This window comes from Pseudomonas sp. EYE_354, assembly GCF_023148575.1.
GTDB lineage: Bacteria > Pseudomonadota > Gammaproteobacteria > Pseudomonadales > Pseudomonadaceae > Aquipseudomonas.
This window is the reverse complement of the sequence record NZ_JAHXNQ010000018.1, coordinates 60,264-77,080: the sequence shown is the minus strand read 5'-3', so window position 1 is coordinate 77,080 and position 16,817 is coordinate 60,264. Positions and strand designations below refer to the sequence as shown.

At 60.5% G+C, this 16,817-nt stretch carries 16 protein-coding genes; 2 read left to right on the top strand and 14 right to left on the bottom strand.

Annotated features, from left to right (window positions below):
• From pabC to KZX66_RS22215, 8 genes are all read right to left on the bottom strand, one after another.
• On the bottom strand, window positions 1-816 hold the full coding sequence (pabC, locus tag KZX66_RS22250) for an aminodeoxychorismate lyase (protein ID WP_248083410.1): 816 nt from the start codon (window positions 814-816) through the stop codon (window positions 1-3).
• Window positions 816-2,060, bottom strand: coding sequence for a beta-ketoacyl-ACP synthase II (fabF, locus tag KZX66_RS22245; protein WP_248083409.1), 1,245 nt, complete (start codon window positions 2,058-2,060; stop codon window positions 816-818). The genes pabC and fabF overlap by 1 nt, the downstream gene beginning before the upstream one ends.
• 127 nt (window positions 2,061-2,187) lie before the next feature.
• Entirely contained in the window at window positions 2,188-2,424 is a 237-nt protein-coding gene (gene acpP, locus KZX66_RS22240; protein WP_003175607.1) for an acyl carrier protein, read from the bottom strand.
• Window positions 2,425-2,615: 191 nt separating this feature from the next.
• Window positions 2,616-3,359, bottom strand: coding sequence for a 3-oxoacyl-ACP reductase FabG (gene fabG / locus KZX66_RS22235; RefSeq protein ID WP_094066820.1), 744 nt, complete (start codon window positions 3,357-3,359; stop codon window positions 2,616-2,618).
• 24 nt (window positions 3,360-3,383) lie between these two features.
• Window positions 3,384-4,322 carry an ACP S-malonyltransferase gene (fabD, locus tag KZX66_RS22230; protein ID WP_248083408.1) on the bottom strand — a complete coding sequence of 313 codons (939 nt, stop codon included), beginning with the start codon at window positions 4,320-4,322 and terminating at the stop codon, window positions 3,384-3,386.
• Window positions 4,323-4,448: 126 nt separating this feature from the next.
• Complete coding sequence (gene plsX, locus KZX66_RS22225) at window positions 4,449-5,459, bottom strand: phosphate acyltransferase PlsX (protein ID WP_248083407.1); 1,011 nt, start codon at window positions 5,457-5,459, stop codon at window positions 4,449-4,451.
• Between the two features lie 4 nt (window positions 5,460-5,463).
• Window positions 5,464-5,646 (bottom strand): 50S ribosomal protein L32, encoded by a 183-nt coding sequence (rpmF, locus tag KZX66_RS22220; RefSeq protein ID WP_008152339.1) that lies wholly within the window; start codon window positions 5,644-5,646, stop codon window positions 5,464-5,466.
• Window positions 5,647-5,659: 13 nt separating this feature from the next.
• Window positions 5,660-6,190, bottom strand: coding sequence for a YceD family protein (locus KZX66_RS22215; protein ID WP_034120803.1), 531 nt, complete (start codon window positions 6,188-6,190; stop codon window positions 5,660-5,662).
• A 105-nt stretch (window positions 6,191-6,295) separates the two neighbouring features.
• Between KZX66_RS22215 and KZX66_RS22210 the strand changes: the two genes are divergently transcribed.
• Window positions 6,296-6,874, top strand: coding sequence for a nucleoside triphosphate pyrophosphatase (locus tag KZX66_RS22210; protein ID WP_248083406.1), 579 nt, complete (start codon window positions 6,296-6,298; stop codon window positions 6,872-6,874).
• A gap of 72 nt (window positions 6,875-6,946) precedes the next feature.
• On the opposite strand, the gene KZX66_RS22205 is transcribed toward KZX66_RS22210, so the two are convergent.
• From KZX66_RS22205 to rluC, 3 genes are read right to left on the bottom strand one after another with little or no spacing between them, the layout of a single operon-like run.
• Window positions 6,947-7,930: a S49 family peptidase gene (locus tag KZX66_RS22205; RefSeq protein WP_248083405.1), complete on the bottom strand. Its 984-nt coding sequence runs from the start codon at window positions 7,928-7,930 to the stop codon at window positions 6,947-6,949.
• Window positions 7,931-7,953: 23 nt separating this feature from the next.
• A complete protein-coding gene (locus tag KZX66_RS22200) occupies window positions 7,954-8,616 on the bottom strand; it encodes an HAD-IA family hydrolase (RefSeq protein ID WP_248083404.1) in 663 nt (220 codons plus the stop codon).
• Window positions 8,603-9,562: a 23S rRNA pseudouridine(955/2504/2580) synthase RluC gene (rluC, locus tag KZX66_RS22195; protein ID WP_248083403.1), complete on the bottom strand. Its 960-nt coding sequence runs from the start codon at window positions 9,560-9,562 to the stop codon at window positions 8,603-8,605. The genes KZX66_RS22200 and rluC overlap by 14 nt, the downstream gene beginning before the upstream one ends.
• 758 nt (window positions 9,563-10,320) lie before the next feature.
• On the opposite strand from rluC, the gene rne reads away from it, so the two are divergent.
• Complete coding sequence (rne, locus tag KZX66_RS22190) at window positions 10,321-13,533, top strand: ribonuclease E (protein WP_248083402.1); 3,213 nt, start codon at window positions 10,321-10,323, stop codon at window positions 13,531-13,533.
• A 63-nt stretch (window positions 13,534-13,596) separates the two neighbouring features.
• Here the strand turns inward: rne and KZX66_RS22185 are convergent, their stop codons facing one another.
• From KZX66_RS22185 to KZX66_RS22175, 3 genes are all read right to left on the bottom strand, one after another.
• The gene (locus KZX66_RS22185) at window positions 13,597-14,175 is read right to left on the bottom strand and encodes a nucleotidyltransferase family protein (RefSeq protein WP_248083401.1); all 579 of its coding nucleotides are present in this window, start codon (window positions 14,173-14,175) and stop codon (window positions 13,597-13,599) included.
• Entirely contained in the window at window positions 14,172-15,158 is a 987-nt protein-coding gene (locus KZX66_RS22180; protein ID WP_248083400.1) for an XdhC family protein, read from the bottom strand. Before KZX66_RS22180 ends, KZX66_RS22185 begins: the two co-directional genes overlap by 4 nt.
• Window positions 15,159-15,303: 145 nt before the next feature.
• The gene (locus KZX66_RS22175) at window positions 15,304-16,635 is read right to left on the bottom strand and encodes a dicarboxylate/amino acid:cation symporter (RefSeq protein WP_248083399.1); all 1,332 of its coding nucleotides are present in this window, start codon (window positions 16,633-16,635) and stop codon (window positions 15,304-15,306) included.
• Window positions 16,636-16,817 lie beyond the last annotated feature (182 nt).

Below are 16,817 nucleotides of genomic sequence, written 5' to 3'. Positions count from 1 at the left end.
TTAAATATCCAATAGTGCGCGAACAATGCCCTGCAGTTTACGGGTGAGCGGCCCAACCGACCAGCTCATCGCTGCGCAGCTGCGCACCGGCCAAATGCCATAAACGCTGTTGCATACAAAGACTTCGTCGGCCTGCTGCAACTGCTCGACAGAAATGTCGGCCACGGCCACCGGGATGCCCAGCGCCTCTGCCTGGGCCAGGATCTCGGCGCGCATCACGCCGGCAACACCGCAACGATTCAGATCGGCGGTTAGTAACAAGCCGTTACGCACCAGGAACAGGTTGCTGAATACACCTTCGATCACCCGTCCGGACATATCCAGCATCAGCCCTTCGGCGTGCTCGATATCCCGCCATTCGGCGCGGGCAATTACCTGTTCCAGGCGATTAAGGTGCTTGAGGCCCGCCAGCAGCGGCTGCTCGGCTAAACGGGTCGCACACGGAAACAGGCGGATACCTTCGATTCCATGGGCGGGGGGATAGTTAGCAGGCGGACTGCCCTGCAGAATGCGACGCACCGGCGCGTCAGGGTTGATGCCATAACCGCGCAGACTGTCGCCACGGGTAAGAATCAATTTGAGAACGCCCTCGCCAAGCGCGTCGGCGTAGGCCAGTACTTCGCTGCGGATCAACCCTTGGTCCGCGGCCAACGCGAGGCGCATGCAGCCCTCATGGAGGCGCTGCAGGTGGCGGTCGAGCAGTACAGACTGCCCGGCCTTGACGGCGATGGTCTCGAACACACCATCGCCATACGCCAGGCCGCGATCTTTCAGCGGAGCACTGTCCGCCGGCTGACCGTCGACCCAGCTGTGCATCACTCGGCGAACCGGCGGAACACCAGGGAACCGTTGGTGCCACCAAAGCCGAACGAGTTGGAGATCGCCACGTCGATCGGCATCGGTTGCGGCTCATGGGGCACGAAGTTCAGGTCGCATCCTTCATCCGGCTCGTCAAGGTTGATGGTCGGCGGAGCAACCTGATCCTTGATGGCCATGACGCTGAAGATCGCCTCGACCGCGCCCGCCGCGCCCAACAGGTGACCCGTCATGGATTTGGTGGAACTGACCGCCAGCTTGTAGGCGTGCTCACCGAACACCGACTTGATGGCCTCGGCTTCCGCCAGGTCGCCGGTCGGTGTCGAAGTGCCATGAGCGTTGATGTACTGCACCTGGTCCGCATTGACCTTGGCATCGCGCAGAGCGTTGGTGATGCAGCGCGCAGCACCGGCACCGTCAGACGGTGGCGAGGTCATGTGGTAGGCATCACCGCTCATGCCAAAACCGATCAGTTCGGCGTAGATGGTGGCACCGCGCGCCTTGGCGTGCTCCAACTCTTCCAGGACCAGCGCACCGGCACCGTCGGCCAGCACGAAGCCATCGCGGCCCTTGTCCCATGGACGGCTGGCACGGGCCGGCTCGTCATTGCGGGTCGACAGCGCTCGGGAAGCACCGAAGCCGCCCATGCCAAGGCCGCAGGCCGCCATTTCGGCGCCACCGGCGATCATCACGTCAGCTTCGTCATAGGCGATGTTGCGCGCCGCCATGCCGATGCAGTGAGTGCCCGTGGTGCACGCCGTCGCAATCGCGTAGTTAGGCCCCTGCGCACCCAAGTGGATGGACAGGAAACCGGAAATCATATTGATGATCGAGCCAGGCACGAAGAACGGTGAAATTCGACGCGGGCCGGAATCATGCAGCGTGCGGCTGGTTTCTTCGATATTGGTCAGACCGCCAATACCCGAGCCCATGGCCACGCCGATGCGCTCACGGTTGGCGTCGGTGACTTCCAGGCCGGCGTTACGCACTGCCTGAAAACCGGCTGCCAGGCCGTACTGAATGAACAGGTCGAGTTTGCGGGATTCCTTGATCGAGAGATATTCCTCGACATTGAAGCCCTTTACCGAGCCGCCAAAACGGGTGGAATAGGCAGAAAGGTCCGTGTGTTCGATCAGACCAATACCACTGCGGCCAGCCAGAATGCCCTGCCAACTGCTCGGCACATCCGTACCCAGTGGCGACAACATACCCATACCGGTGACTACGACGCGTCTACGCGACACAGCACTCTCCTTTTTCTAATGACGACACTTTGCTTCAGAGCCTACTGTTCATCCGCGCTAAAGAAAAAACCGCACGCCGTTACAGCAGTGCGGTTTTTCCCTAACAGCAAGCGACGACTACAAACTATTACGCCTGGTGGCTGGTAACGTAGTCGATAGCAGCTTGAACAGTAGTGATTTTTTCAGCTTCTTCGTCCGGGATTTCGGTCTCGAATTCCTCTTCCAGAGCCATCACCAGCTCAACGGTGTCAAGGGAATCGGCACCCAGGTCTTCAACGAAGGAAGCAGTGTTGACCACTTCTTCTTCTTTAACGCCCAGTTGCTCGGCAACGATTTTCTTGACGCGCTCTTCGATGGTGCTCATACCTTGTTTAACTCCTAATGGACAAATTCAGGCAGCTGGCCAGTGGGTAAGTGTATAGAAAGCCATTTCAGCTTTTCAACTGAAAGCTTCACCCTGTACCCGCCAGACCACCTGCCTATAAATTAAGTTGCAGCTTTATAACGGATTTTAGACAGCTCGTATGACATTTTTTTGAAGCGATCCGTCACAATTTAGCTCATGTACATCCCGCCGTTAACTGGGATTGTAGCCCCAGTCACGTATGCCGCACCGTCGGATGCCAGGAAAGTGACCACATTCGCGATCTCTTGAGCCTGACCCAGACGGCCCAGCGGAATCTGCGTCAGCAGCGCTTCACGCTGTGCTTCCGGCAGTTCGCGGGTCATGTCGGTGTCGATGAACCCTGGGGCCACCGAGTTGACTGTAATCGACCGCGAGCCGACTTCACGCGCCAATGCACGGCTGAAACCTTCCAGACCGGCCTTGGCGGCTGCATAGTTTACTTGGCCTGCGTTGCCCATGGCACCCACTACGGAGCCAATATTGATAATTCGGCCCCAACGCGCCTTGGTCATGCCACGCAAAACGCCCTTGGAGAGGCGGAACAGACTGTTCAAGTTCGTATCGACCACGTCGTACCACTCGTCGTCTTTCATGCGCATCATCAGGTTGTCGCGGGTGATACCGGCGTTATTCACCAGAATCGACGGCGCGCCGAACTGTGCGGTGATCTGGGCCAGTACCGCCGCCACGGACTCATCGCTGGTCACGTTCAGCTCAAGGCCGGTGCCTTGAACGCCGTTTTCCTTCAGGGTCGCAGCGATACGCTCGGCACCCGAAGCAGAAGTGGCGGTACCGATCACGACGGCACCCTGACGGCCCAGTTCCAGGGCAATCGCCTGGCCAATGCCACGGCTCGCGCCGGTAACCAGTGCAACTTTACCTTGCAGACTCATGCAGGCTTCTCCTAAGTTCGGGGGTCAGGCCAGCGCCGCACGAGCGGCAGCGAAGGCATCCGGGGTATTGAGGTTGGCAGTCGACACGCCCTCGGCGCAGCGCTTGTTCAGGCCGGCCAGGACTTTGCCCGGGCCGCACTCGACCAGTTCAGTGGCGCCCTTGGCGGCCAGGGTCTGAACCGATTCAACCCAGCGTACCGGCTTGTAGAGTTGCTCCAGCAGGTCGCGCTTGAGCGTCTCAAGGTCGGCAGCCACGGCCGCACTGACGTTCTGCACCAGCGGGATCTGCGGCGCTTGCCAGTTAATGGCGGCAATGGACTCGGCAAAACGTTCGGCGGCCGGACGCATCAGTTCGCAGTGGGACGGCACGCTTACCGGTAACGGCAACGCACGCTTGGCGCCACGGGCCTTGCAACCCTCGATGGCACGCTCGACAGCCGCCTTGGCGCCCGCGATCACCACCTGACCAGGGGAGTTGAAGTTCACCGCGCTGACCACTTCACCCTGAGCCGCTTCGGCACAGGCTTCGATCACGACCGCGTCGTCCAGCCCCAGGATCGCGGCCATGCCGCCCTGCCCGGCCGGAACGGCTTCTTGCATCAGTTGACCACGACGCTCGACCAGCTTGACCGCCTCACCCAGGGTCAGGCTGCCCGCCGCTACCAGGGCGCTGTATTCGCCCAGGCTGTGACCGGCCACAAATGCCGGACGCGCGCCGCCTTCGGCCAGCCACAAGCGCCACAAGGCGATCGAAGCGGTCAGAATGGCCGGCTGGGTTTTGTCGGTTTGATTGAGCTGCTCTTCCGGCCCTTGTTGGGTAAGCGCCCACAGGTCGTAACCCAGGGCCTCGGAAGCTTCCTTGAAAGTGTCCAGGATCAGCGGATATTGCGCGCCCAACTCGGCCAACATGCCGAGGGACTGCGAACCCTGCCCTGGAAAGACGAATGCGAGGGATGTAGACATGTAACAAGCCCCTAATGATCTGGTCGTCAAAAATGGTCGCTCCTACGGTGGGAGCGAACGAAACTGACAGATTGGATGGTCAATTGAACTGGCCGGTCACATTTAAGCACTCCCGGGCCAATTCGCCTAAGACAACAGATCCTCAAGACGGCCGTGCAAACGGTGCGGCAGGTTCTCCTGGATCTCGATCAAGGCCCGTGCAATCGCACTCTGAAAGCCTTCCACCCCGGCAGACCCGTGGCTTTTCACCACAATGCCCTGCAACCCCAGAAAGCTCGCGCCATTGTGTCGCGCCGGTGCCAGGTCAGCCTGCAATCGCCGCATCAACGGCAGAGCCAAAGCCCCTACGATGCGCGATGCCAGATTCTGCTTGAACAAAGCTTCAATACGCGTGGCGATCATGGTCGCCAGGCCTTCGCTGGATTTGAGCAGGATATTACCGACGAACCCGTCGCATACCACGACATCCGCTTCGCCGCGGTACAACCCATCACCCTCGACAAAGCCGACGTAGTTCAAGCCGCGCGCGCCCTGCAACAACGTGGCGGCAAGCTTGACCTGCTGGTTGCCCTTGATGTCTTCGGTACCGATATTCAGCAAGGCCACGCGCGGGCGGGCCACGCCGAGCGCTTCAGCGGCCACCGAGCCCATCACGGCGAACTGGAACAGGTGCTCGGCACTGCAATCCACATTCGCGCCCAGATCCAGCAACTGGCAATAGCCTTTCTGCGTCGGGATCGCCGCAACCATCGCCGGCCGGTCAATGCCCGGCAACGTCTTGAGCACGTGCCGCGACAGGGCCATCAATGCCCCGGTATTACCGGCACTGACACACGCTTGCACCTTGCCGTCACGCAACAGCTCCAGGGCCACACGCATCGAAGAGTCAGGCTTGCCGCGCAGGGCTGTCGCCGGTTTTTCATCCATGGTGATGGCTTCGCTGGCTGGCGTAACCGTCAGGCGCACGCGATCCACCGCCGGATGGCTGGCAATCAATTCTTCAAGGAGTGAGGGTTGACCGACAAGGGTCAGGTGCAGCGAGGGCGTAGCTGACAGGCTGGCAATGCAGGCCTGAACAATGCTGCGGGGACCGAAGTCCCCGCCCATTGCGTCAATCGCGATGACTTGAGCAGACAAGTGATTACTCGTCAGCGCCCTTGTCGATCACTTTACGGCCACGGTATACGCCTTCTGGCGATACGTGGTGACGCAGGTGAATTTCACCGGTGGTTTTTTCTACGGACAGAGTGCTTGCCGTCAGGGCGTCGTGCGAACGACGCATGTCACGGGCAGAGCGGGATTTTTTGTTCTGCTGAACAGCCATAATTGATTAACTCCTAAACGTTTGGGTCACGCTTTAACTGCGCCAATACACTGAACGGGTTGGACCGCGTTACCTCGTCCTCGCTCGGCTCGGCCTCGTCATCAAGGCCCTCCGGCTGCTGGCATTCTTCCGGATGATGAGCAGGCACAATGGGCAAGGCGAGCAGAAGCTCCTCCTCGATCAGTGCATGCAGATCCAATGGATCTTCGCCCAGTTCCAGCACGTCATAACCTTTCGGCAACGACTGGGTATTCGCACCCTCTTTCACCACGGCGTAACTGCATTCGCTGTGGATCGGCAGGGTGACCAGCTCAAGACAACGCTGGCAAACCATTTTGACTTCGGTGTCGATAATGCTGTGGATTACCACAGACTTACGTTCATCTCGTTCAAAAACGAATTTGGCCTGCACCGTACCGACAGTGTCGGAAAGCGGGTCGCAGAGTCTCTCCAAATCGGCCAGCAGCACCTCACCTTGAAGGGTGGTGCCACGATCAGCCAATTTGCGCGGGTCAACGTGAGGTGGAATCGGGTCATTCAACATAGGCGCAGCATTATAGGGATGCCCCCGGCCATGTCAAAGGAAATTCAGCCCTGTGCGTCAGCCGGTCGCCCCGCTAGAATTCTGCGCTGCCCTGAGGAGACGCCCATGCTGCCTTTATTACTCGCTTCCAGCTCGGTTTATCGCCGGGAATTACTGAGCCGCCTGCACCTGCCGTTCATCTGCGGTTCGCCGGATATCGACGAAAGCCATCGCGCAAATGAGTCGGCCATGGAGCTGGTCAAGCGCCTCGCCGAGGAGAAAGCCCGCGCCCTCGCCGACAACTATCCAGGCCACTTGATTATCGGCTCAGACCAGGTCGCTGCATTGGAAGGCCGCATTATCGGCAAGCCACACACCTTTGAAAACGCCCGCGAGCAGTTACTGGCCGCCAGCGGCAAGCGCGTGAGCTTCCTCACAGGCCTGGCGCTGCTGAACAGCGAGACCGGGCAATGCCAGGTGGACTGCGTTCCTTTTACCGTACACATGCGCGAACTGGACGGAGCGCGCATCGAGCGCTATCTGCGCGCCGAACAGCCCTACGACTGCGCGGGCAGCTTCAAGGCCGAAGGGCTGGGCGTGAGCTTGTTCCAAAGCACCGAAGGGCCGGATGCGACCAGCCTTGTCGGCCTGCCACTGATCCGACTGGTCGATATGCTGCTGAGCGAAGGCGTGCAAATCCCTTAGGCGCACCCTGAATGCCAATGTGGGAGAGAACCTGGCCCCTTCCCACATTTTGAGCTACCGCTGGCTTGGATATCAGCGCAGGGTGGGGCCCTGGAAGCCCATATACAGCGCCAGCTTTTCAGCCACGCTGGCACCCAGCTTCTTGGAGAAACGATCAAACGGCGACTCCTCAACCGTAAAATCCACCAACTCCTTCTCGCCAATCACGTCGCGCGCCACCGAACTGGCACTGCCCAATCCATCGATCAACCCCAGCGGCAAGGCTTGCTCACCGGACCAGATCAACCCGGAAAACAGCTCCGGATGGTCTTTATCCTTCAGACGATCGCCGCGCCCCTGCTTCACGCTGGCAATGAACTGACGATGGGTGGTGTCGAGCACGCTCTGCCAGAACTGGGTTTCATCCGCCTTTTGTGGCTGGAACGGATCAAGGAACGCCTTGTGCTCGCCCGACGTGTAGGTACGACGCTCAACACCCAGCTTCTCCATGGTGCCGACAAAGCCGTAACCGGCCGCCGTCACACCAATGGAGCCCACCAGACTGGCCTTGTCGGCGTAGATCTGATCAGCAGCGCTGGCGATGTAATAAGCACCCGAGGCACCGAGATCGGAAATCACCGCATACAGCTTGGTATCCGGGTGCAGTGCGCGCAGGCGACGAATTTCGTCATACACATACCCTGACTGCACCGGGCTGCCGCCAGGACTGTTGATGCGCAGGATCACGCCCTTGACCTTGGGATCTTCAAACGCCGCACGCAGACTGCCAACGATGTTATCGGCGCTGGCCGGTTCCTTGTCGGCAATCACGCCACGCACTTCGATCAGCGCGGTGTAATTGGCACCACGGCTCGCGCTTTTTTCCATGTCCACCAGCGGACTGAACAGCGCCAGCATGAGCAGCAGGTAAGTGAAGGTCAGCAGCTTGAAAAAGATCCCCCAGCGCCTTGCGCGACGCTGCTCCTGCACGCTGGCCAGGAGGGTTTTCTCCAGCAGCTTCCAGCTCTTGTCGTCACCGTTGTCGGCCTTCTCGGGCGCTTTCCACTCGTCACTCATGTGCCATCAACCCCAGCTAAGACTTATCGGGCCTGGCTGAGCCAGGCCTGCAATTGCGAAAAATGATCGATCGTGACCCTGGGCTCGTATGCCTGCAACGCCTCGGCGGATTGGGCGCCATAGCTGACCGCCACACTGTCCATGCCGGCGTTGCGCGCCATCATCAGGTCAAAGGAGGCATCCCCCACCATCAGCGCCTCACGTGGCGACACACCACAATGCGCCAGAATCTGCTCCAACATCAGAGGATGAGGCTTGCTGGCGGTTTCATCCGCGGCACGGGTGATATCGAAATAGTTTTCCCAGCCATGGGCCTTGAGCACGCGATCCAGCCCGCGCCGCGCCTTGCCGGTGGCGACCGCCAGGTGATAACCCTCGACTCGAAACGCCTCCAGCGATTGCACAACACCTTCGAACAACGGCGAAGGCTCGGCCTCCAGCGCAATGTAGTGCTCGGCGTAATGCTCGCGAAAGACTATCAACTCAGCGTCACTGATGTCGGGATACAGGGTGCGGATCGCCTCCGGCAAGCCCAGGCCGATGATGCCCTTGACCGCCAGGTCGCTGCACAACCCAAAGCCTGAACGGGTGGAGGCCACGTGCATCGACTCAACGATGCGACCAATGGAGTTGGCCAGCGTCCCGTCCCAATCAAAAATCAGCAGTTTGTAGTCAAGGCGCGACACTCAAGCGCTCCACAGTCTTGGCCCACATCTCGTCGACCGGCGCCTGCAGCTTCAACTCACCACCATCCGGCAGCGGCACGGTAAGCATGTAAGCGTGCAAGAAAAGACGCTTGCCACCCAGATCACGGATTTCCTTGGAGAAACCTTCGTCCCCGTATTTGGTGTCGCCCGCGATGCAGTGGCCTGCATGCAGGGTATGCACGCGAATCTGGTGGGTGCGCCCGGTCACGGGCTTGGCCTCGACCATGGTGGCGAAGTCGCCGAAGCGGCGCAGCACCTTGAACAGGGTCAGGGCTTCTTTGCCCTCCTCGTCCACTTCGACCATACGTTCGCCGGAGCGCAGGTTGCTCTTCTGCAACGGTGCGCGAACGCTCTTGATCGAGCTGGCCCAATTACCACGCACCAACGCCATATAGCGCTTGTCCACGCCATCGCCGCGCAGGGCGGTGTGCAGGTGGCGCAACATGCTGCGCTTTTTGGCGATCATCAGCAGGCCGGAAGTATCGCGGTCCAGGCGATGGACCAACTCGAGCTCCTTGGCGTCCGGACGCAACTGGCGAAAGGCTTCGATCACGCCGAAGTTCAAACCGCTGCCACCGTGCACCGCGATGCCGCAGGGCTTGTTGATCACGATCAGCTTGCTGTCTTCGAAGATGATCGAGGCTTCCAGGCGTTGCAGCAGGCCCTGTGCCAGCGGAACAGGCTCATCACGTTCAGGCACGCGAACCGGCGGCACACGGACGATATCGCCCGCCTGCAGCTTGTACTCGGGCTTGATCCGGCCCTTGTTCACGCGCACTTCGCCTTTACGCAAGATGCGGTAAATCAAGGTCTTGGGCACGCCTTTGAGCCTGGCCAGGAGAAAATTGTCGATGCGTTGGCCGGCATATTCCGGCGAGACCTCAAGCAGCTGGACGCTGGGGGTCTGGGGGGCGGTAGTGGTCATGGCGGCGATGATAACAATTTTTTATGGAATTGAAGCACTTAATCATTGCTGCTATAGTCGCGAACGCCGCCAAAAGCGGCCTGGACAGAGGACTTGCGGCAAACTGCCGGCCCTGACCATCGCAATTCATCAGGACGCGAGGCCGTCCTACGGGGCTTTCGCCACCGTGGAAGGCTCAAGATTGTAACAAGCGCAGGTGACATGAGGCCTGAAGCGAGTGCAGAAAGCAGAGTGAATACTCGCCTTCTGCGCCGATATTTACGGCCAGTTCACAAAGTGCAGTCAGTCTTGAACCAGACCACGGCGAATGCTTCGGAAACAACGCCTGTTAAGAGCTGAGTGAGAGCGCAGTCGCCTTCATTCAGTCTTGTTTAGCCATGAGCGTGGACTCCCCATTGGAGAACACGGTAAATGCCAACCCGCTGCGGATTCTGCGCGCGGCAGCACCCGAATTATCAGGGATACGTGTAGGGTGGAGATGCACAACCGTCGGACCGTGTAGCACTAGGCTTATATTTAGACGCTTCATCTCGTCCACAGTCGCCGGTTGATTCCTCCTCCTGACCTTAGCTTTTGTTGAAGCGGTGCCTTTGTCACCGCCGCTAACAAGCAGGACGCGTCCGTCGCGATGCCCGCCCAATTGGCTGGTTTTGCTGGACACTGGAGTGGCCAACCACTCTTGACGCACCTGACACCGACCGTGAGAAGTCGTGTGTGCCGAACGCCGTTTCCGGCAGCCCGGAAACCGACGGTACAACATGAAAAGAATGCTGATTAACGCAACTCAACCCGAAGAGTTGCGTGTTGCACTGGTAGATGGCCAACGCCTCTACGACCTGGACATCGAATCCGGTGCACGCGAGCAAAAGAAGGCCAACATCTATAAAGGCCGTATTACTCGCATCGAACCAAGCCTTGAGGCTGCCTTTGTCGATTTCGGCTCCGAGCGCCACGGCTTCCTGCCCCTCAAAGAAATCTCCCGCGAATACTTCAAGAAAGCCCCCGAAGGCCGCGTGAACATCAAGGACGTCCTGAGCGAAGGCCAGGAAGTCATCGTCCAGGTCGAAAAAGAAGAACGTGGCAACAAGGGCGCAGCCCTTACCACCTTCATCAGCCTGGCCGGTCGTTACCTCGTCCTGATGCCGAACAACCCACGTGCCGGCGGTATCTCCCGTCGCATCGAAGGCGAAGAGCGCAACGAACTGCGTGAAGCGCTCAACGGCCTGATCGCACCGGCCGACATGGGCCTGATCGTGCGCACTGCCGGCCTGGGCCGCAGCAGCGAAGAAATGCAGTGGGACCTCGACTACCTGCTGCAACTGTGGACCGCCATCAAAGAAGCGTCCCTGGATCGTTCCGCGCCGTTCCTGATCTATCAGGAAAGCAACGTGATCATCCGCGCTATTCGCGATTACCTGCGCCAGGACATCGGCGAAGTACTGATCGACAGCGTTGAAGCCCAGGACGAAGCCCTGACCTTCATCCGCCAGGTGATGCCGCAGTACGCCAGCAAGATCAAGCTCTACGAAGACAGCGTTCCGCTGTTCAACCGTTTCCAGATCGAAAGCCAGATCGAAACCGCTTTCCAGCGCGTGGTCGAACTGCCTTCCGGCGGCTCCATCGTGATCGACCCGACCGAAGCCTTGGTGTCCATCGACATCAACTCGGCGCGTGCGACCAAAGGCAGCGACATCGAAGAAACCGCCCTGCAGACCAACCTGGAAGCGGCTGAAGAAATCGCCCGCCAGTTGCGCCTGCGTGATATCGGCGGCCTGATCGTGATCGACTTCATCGACATGACCCCCGCCAAGAACCAGCGCGCTGTAGAAGAGAAAGTCCGCGAATGCCTGGAAGCTGACCGCGCTCGTGTGCAGGTCGGCCGCATCTCGCGCTTCGGCCTGCTGGAAATGTCCCGTCAGCGCCTGCGCCCATCCCTGGGCGAAAGCAGCGGCATCGTCTGCCCGCGTTGCAACGGCACCGGCATCATCCGTGACGTTGAATCGCTGTCCCTGGCGATCCTGCGCCTGATCGAAGAAGAAGCCCTGAAAGACCGCACCGCCGAAGTCCGCGCGCAAGTGCCGATCCCGGTTGCAGCGTTCCTGCTCAACGAAAAACGCAACTCGATCACCAAGATCGAACTGCGCACCCGTGCGCGTATCGTGATCCTGCCGAACGATCACCTCGAGACGCCGCACTTCGAAGTGCAACGCCTGCGTGACGACAGCCCGGAGGCCCACAGCGGCCAATCGAGCTATGAAATCGCCGCTGCCGCTGCCGAAGTGGAAGAAGTCCAGCCAGCCGCCGCGACCCGCACCCTGGTTCGCCAGGAAGCAGCCGTGAAGACCGCGCCAGCCCGTGCCAATGCACCGGTACCGGTTGAAGCCGCCGCTCCGGTTGCCGCGCCGGCCACCCTGCCCGAGCCAAGCCTGTTCAAGGGCTTGGTGAAGTCGTTGGTCAGCCTGTTCGCCAGCAAGGAAGAGCCTGCCGCTCCGGTCGTGGTTGAAAAACCAGCGTCCGAGCGTCCGGCACGCAACGAAGAGCGTCGCAACGGTCGCCAGCAGAGCCGTAACCGCAACGGTCGTCGTGACGAAGAGCGCAAGCCTCGCGAAGAGCGTGCACCGCGTGAAGAACGCGCGCCACGTGAAGAGCGTGCACCTCGCGAAGCCCGTGAAGACGCACCGACCGTGGCCCGTGAAGAACGTGCACCGCGCGAAGAGCGCGCACCGCGCACACCACGCGCCCCACGCGAAGACCGCAAGCCACGTGGCGAGCGTGAAGAGCGCGTGCGTGAACTGCGTGAGCCCCTGGACGCCGCGCCAGCCGTTGCTGGCGCAGCCGCCGCCTCCACCGAAGAACGTCCGGCTCGTCAGCCACGTGAAGAGCGCGCTCCCCGCGAAGAGCGCCAACCGCGCCCGCCGCGTGAAGAGCGTCAACCACGCGCCGAACAAGCCGCTGCCGCCAGTGAAGAAGAGGAAGTACTGACCGGCGAAGAGCAACTGCAGGAAGACGGTCAGGAAGGCGCCGAAGGCGATCGTCCACGCCGCCGTTCCCGTGGTCAGCGTCGTCGCAGCAACCGTCGTGAGCGTCAGCGTGATGCCAACGGCAACGTGATCGAAGGCTCGGAAGAGACCGGCGAGAACGCAGAAGCTGCCACCGGCGAACCGTCTGGCGCCGAACTGGCTGCCGGCCTGGCCGTTACCCCTGCCGTTGCCAGCTCGGTCATCAGCGCCCCGGCTGAAGCCCAGGCTCACGAACAGGCTGAACGCGCCACTGCCGCGGTTGAAGAAACCGTTGCCGCACAAACGCCGGTTGCCGAGACTCCAGCGGTTGAGACGCCTGTCGTTGAAGCCACTACCCCGATCCAGGCACCAGTGGTTCCGGAAGTAGAAGTAGCACCGCTTCGCGACGCCCAGCCGGAAACCGAGGCTGTTGTCGCTGAACCTGCGCCAGCGGTTGAGCCTCAGCCAGTGGTTGAGACCGTTGCTGAAACGCCGGTTGTTGAAGCCCCGGTTGTCGAAGAAGCCGCCCCGGCAGTGCGTGAAGTTCGCGAAGAACAGACCGCCTTCCAATGGACCGCCGAACCCGCCGCCCCGGTTGAAGCACCCGCACCTGCGCCAGTCGTAGAAGAAGCACCTGCACTGGTTGCCGACGCGGTTGAAGTGGCCCCGGTAGTGGTTGCCGAACCTGCGCCGGTAGTTGAAGCGCCGGCCGTTGCTGAAGTCGAAGCGCCTGCGGTTGAAGCCCCTGCTGTCAGCGCCCTGACCGAAAACGGCCGCGCGCCGAACGACCCACGTGAAGTGCGTCGCCGTCGCAAGGAAGCTGAAGCCGCCGCTGCAGCAGCTGCCGCCGCTCCAGTCGTAGTCGAAGCATCCGCCCCGGTTGCTGAAACCGTGGTTGAGCAAGCGGACGCTGAAGCAGTGCTAGAGCACAAGACCCAGGAAGAAGAGCACGAGCCTAAACCCCTCGTCTGATTCCATCGGCCACTAAAAAGCCCCGCCTGAGCGATCAGGCGGGGCTTTTTAGTGCGTGCTTGGTCAGCGGTAATGCAATAACGCAGGCACATCCACGTCCCACAACACACCCGGATCATCCACTGGTACTTCCTTCACCGACGACTGCGTAAACAGCGGTTTGGCGCCGCGATCCCCCGTCAACGCCATCAAGGCAGGCCCGAAGGCGTGAGCAAACGCAACTGGATGTCCATACCGCCCGGCATGCAGGGGCACATTGATGCCTTCCAGGGCATCAATCACCCGCTCAATGGTCGAGGACTGAATAAACGGCATATCCCCCAGTACCACCAGCCAGCCATGCGCCGTTGCACTGGCCGCAACGCCTGCGGCAATACTGTCGCCCATGCCGGCCGATTCCAGCAGCAAGACCTGGCAGCCGTAAGCCTCGGCGAACCGAATGACTTCCTTACGCTCAGGCGAGGTCACCACCCAGCGTTCCACCACACTCGGCGGCAAACTCACCAGCACCTGTTCGATCACCGGGCGTGTCACGCCGTCACGACCGACGCAGGGCGCCAGCAACTTATCCTGATCCTTCCCCGCCTCGGCGCGAAACCGGCTGCCCTGCCCTGCCGCCAGCACAATCGCCGCAAGCGTCACTCGGCCAGCACCGGCAGGGGCTTCTTCTGCATCGGCGCCACACCGTTTTTGATCGCGACAATTTCCGCCATCAGCGACAGCGCGATCTCCGCCGGTGTATGGCTGCCGATATGCAATCCGATCGGCCCGTGCAGCCGCGCAATCGCCTCTGCCGATAAGCCCAGGGCAGCCAGGGTTTCCCGGCGTTTCTGAGTGTTGACCCGCGATCCCAACGCACCGATGTAGAAGGCACTGGAGTTCAACGCGGTCAGCAAGGCCATATCGTCAAGGCGCGGGTCATGGGTGAGGCAGACAATCGCTGTACGCTCATCGGTCTGGATAGTGAGTACCGCTTCATCCGGCATGCCCGGTACAAAGCGGCCATGCTGCTCCTCCCAGCCGTACACGAACTCTTCACGCGGGTCGCAGATCAGCACCTCGAAATCCAGCAAGCGCGCCATTTCGGCCACGTAACGTGACAGTTGCCCGGCACCGATCAACAGCAGACGCCAGCGCGGACCGTAGATCGCTCGCAAACGTTCGCCGTCAAAACTCACCACATCGGTCTTGCTCGCGCCGCTCAAGATAACTTCGCCGGTGGTCAGGTTCAGTTCCCGGGCGACAATCTGATGGTCCTCACAGCGCGCCAGCAACTGCGCGACCCACTCCCAATCGTCCACGCGCTCTTCGGTCAGGCGCAACGTCCCGCCGCACGGCAAGCCGAAACGCGCCGCCTCATCGCGGGTGACGCCGTAGGTCACCAACTGCACGGGCGGGCCGTCAGCGGCCAGGCGGCCATCCTGTAGACGGGCGATCAAGTCATCCTCGATGCACCCACCCGAGACCGAGCCAATCACCACGCCATCGCCGCGCAAGGCCAGCATTGCCCCCGGCGGGCGTGGGGCACTGCCCCAGGTCTGGACCACGCTGTACAACACCACTCGCTGCCCGGCGCGGCGCCATTGGAGCACGCTGCGCAGGACATTCAGATCCACACTGTCCATCACGCCTCCTGCCAGCGTTGTTGATGACATATTTATTTACTGTAAAGCAAAGTCGCTCAAAAGTGCCCGCGCAGAAACGCAAACGCCCCGAACCAGTCGGGGCGTTTGTGGGTAACGGTCAGCGTAAGTTCACGCCATCAGCCGTTTACTTGACGGCCGGTGCAGGGCCTTCGGCTACGCCGAGGTCATCGACTTCGCGGGTTTCGGAAATACCGGTACCGCCGGACGCCAGCTCGCTTTGCAGCTTGTCGGTGTCCAGCTCCTTGACCCACTTGGCCACAACGATGGTGGCAACGGCGTTACCCACCAGGTTGGTCAGCGCGCGGGCTTCGGACATGAAGCGGTCGATACCCAGAATCAGCGCCAGGCCGGCAACCGGCAGATGGCCAACCGCCGACAGGGTTGCCGCCAACACGATGAAGCCCGAACCGGTTACACCGGCAGCGCCTTTGGAGGACAGCAGCAGCACCAGCAACAGGGTGATCTGGTGGGTGATGTCCATGTGGGTATCAGTCGCCTGAGCGATGAACACGGCCGCCATGGTCAGGTAGATCGACGTACCGTCCAGGTTGAACGAGTAGCCAGTCGGGATCACCAGGCCGACCACGGATTTCTTCGCGCCCAGACGCTCCATCTTGATCAGCATGCGTGGCAGTGCGGACTCGGAGGAGGAAGTGCCCAGCACGATCAACAGCTCTTCACGGATGTAGCGGATCAGCTTCAACACGCTGAAACCGTGAGCGCGGCAGATACCACCCAGCACCACCAGCACAAACAGAATGCAGGTGATGTAGAAGCAGATCATCAACTGGCCCAACTGCACCAGCGAACCCACACCGTAGGCACCGATGGTGAAGGCCATGGCGCCCAGGGCACCGATTGGCGCGAGCTTCATGATCATGTTGATGATGTTGAACATCACGTGGGCAAAGCGATCGATGAAGTCCAGCACCGGCTTGCCGTAGGCACCCAGGCGGTGCAAGGCGAAACCGAAGATCACCGAGAACATCAGCACTTGCAGGATGTCGCCGTTGGCGAACGCGCCGACAATAGTGTTAGGAATGACGTTGAGGATAAAGCCAACGATGCTCTGGTCTTTACCGGCCGTCACGTAAGCCGCGACTTTGGAAGCGTCCAGGGTCGCAACGTCGATGTGCATGCCGGCGCCCGGTTGCACAACGTTGACCACGACCAGGCCGATCAGCAGGGCGATGGTGGAGACGATTTCGAAGTACAGCAGCGCGTAGCCGCCGGTTTTGCCGACCGATTTCATGCTTTGCATGCCAGCGATGCCGCTGACAACGGTGCAGAAGATGATCGGGGCGATGACCATTTTGATCAGTTTGATAAACCCGTCACCCAGCGGCTTGAGCGCCACACCGGTTTGCGGGTAGAAGTGACCGAGCAAAATACCGATAACGATTGCAACGATCACCTGGAAATACAGGGATTTGTAGATTGGCTGACGAGTCGTCATTGCAAAATTCCTCAATCGTCCCGTGTGGCAAATATCCGCCATTGCCCACGACACTTGAATTGCGAACCCTCCTGCACTGGAGGGATTTGTTGTTTGCGAGACCTGTAGGACCAGGCCTGCGCTGTAGTCCTTATCGCAAACGCCGTGCCACTTCTCCGAAAACCGCCAAAGGCCTTTAGACA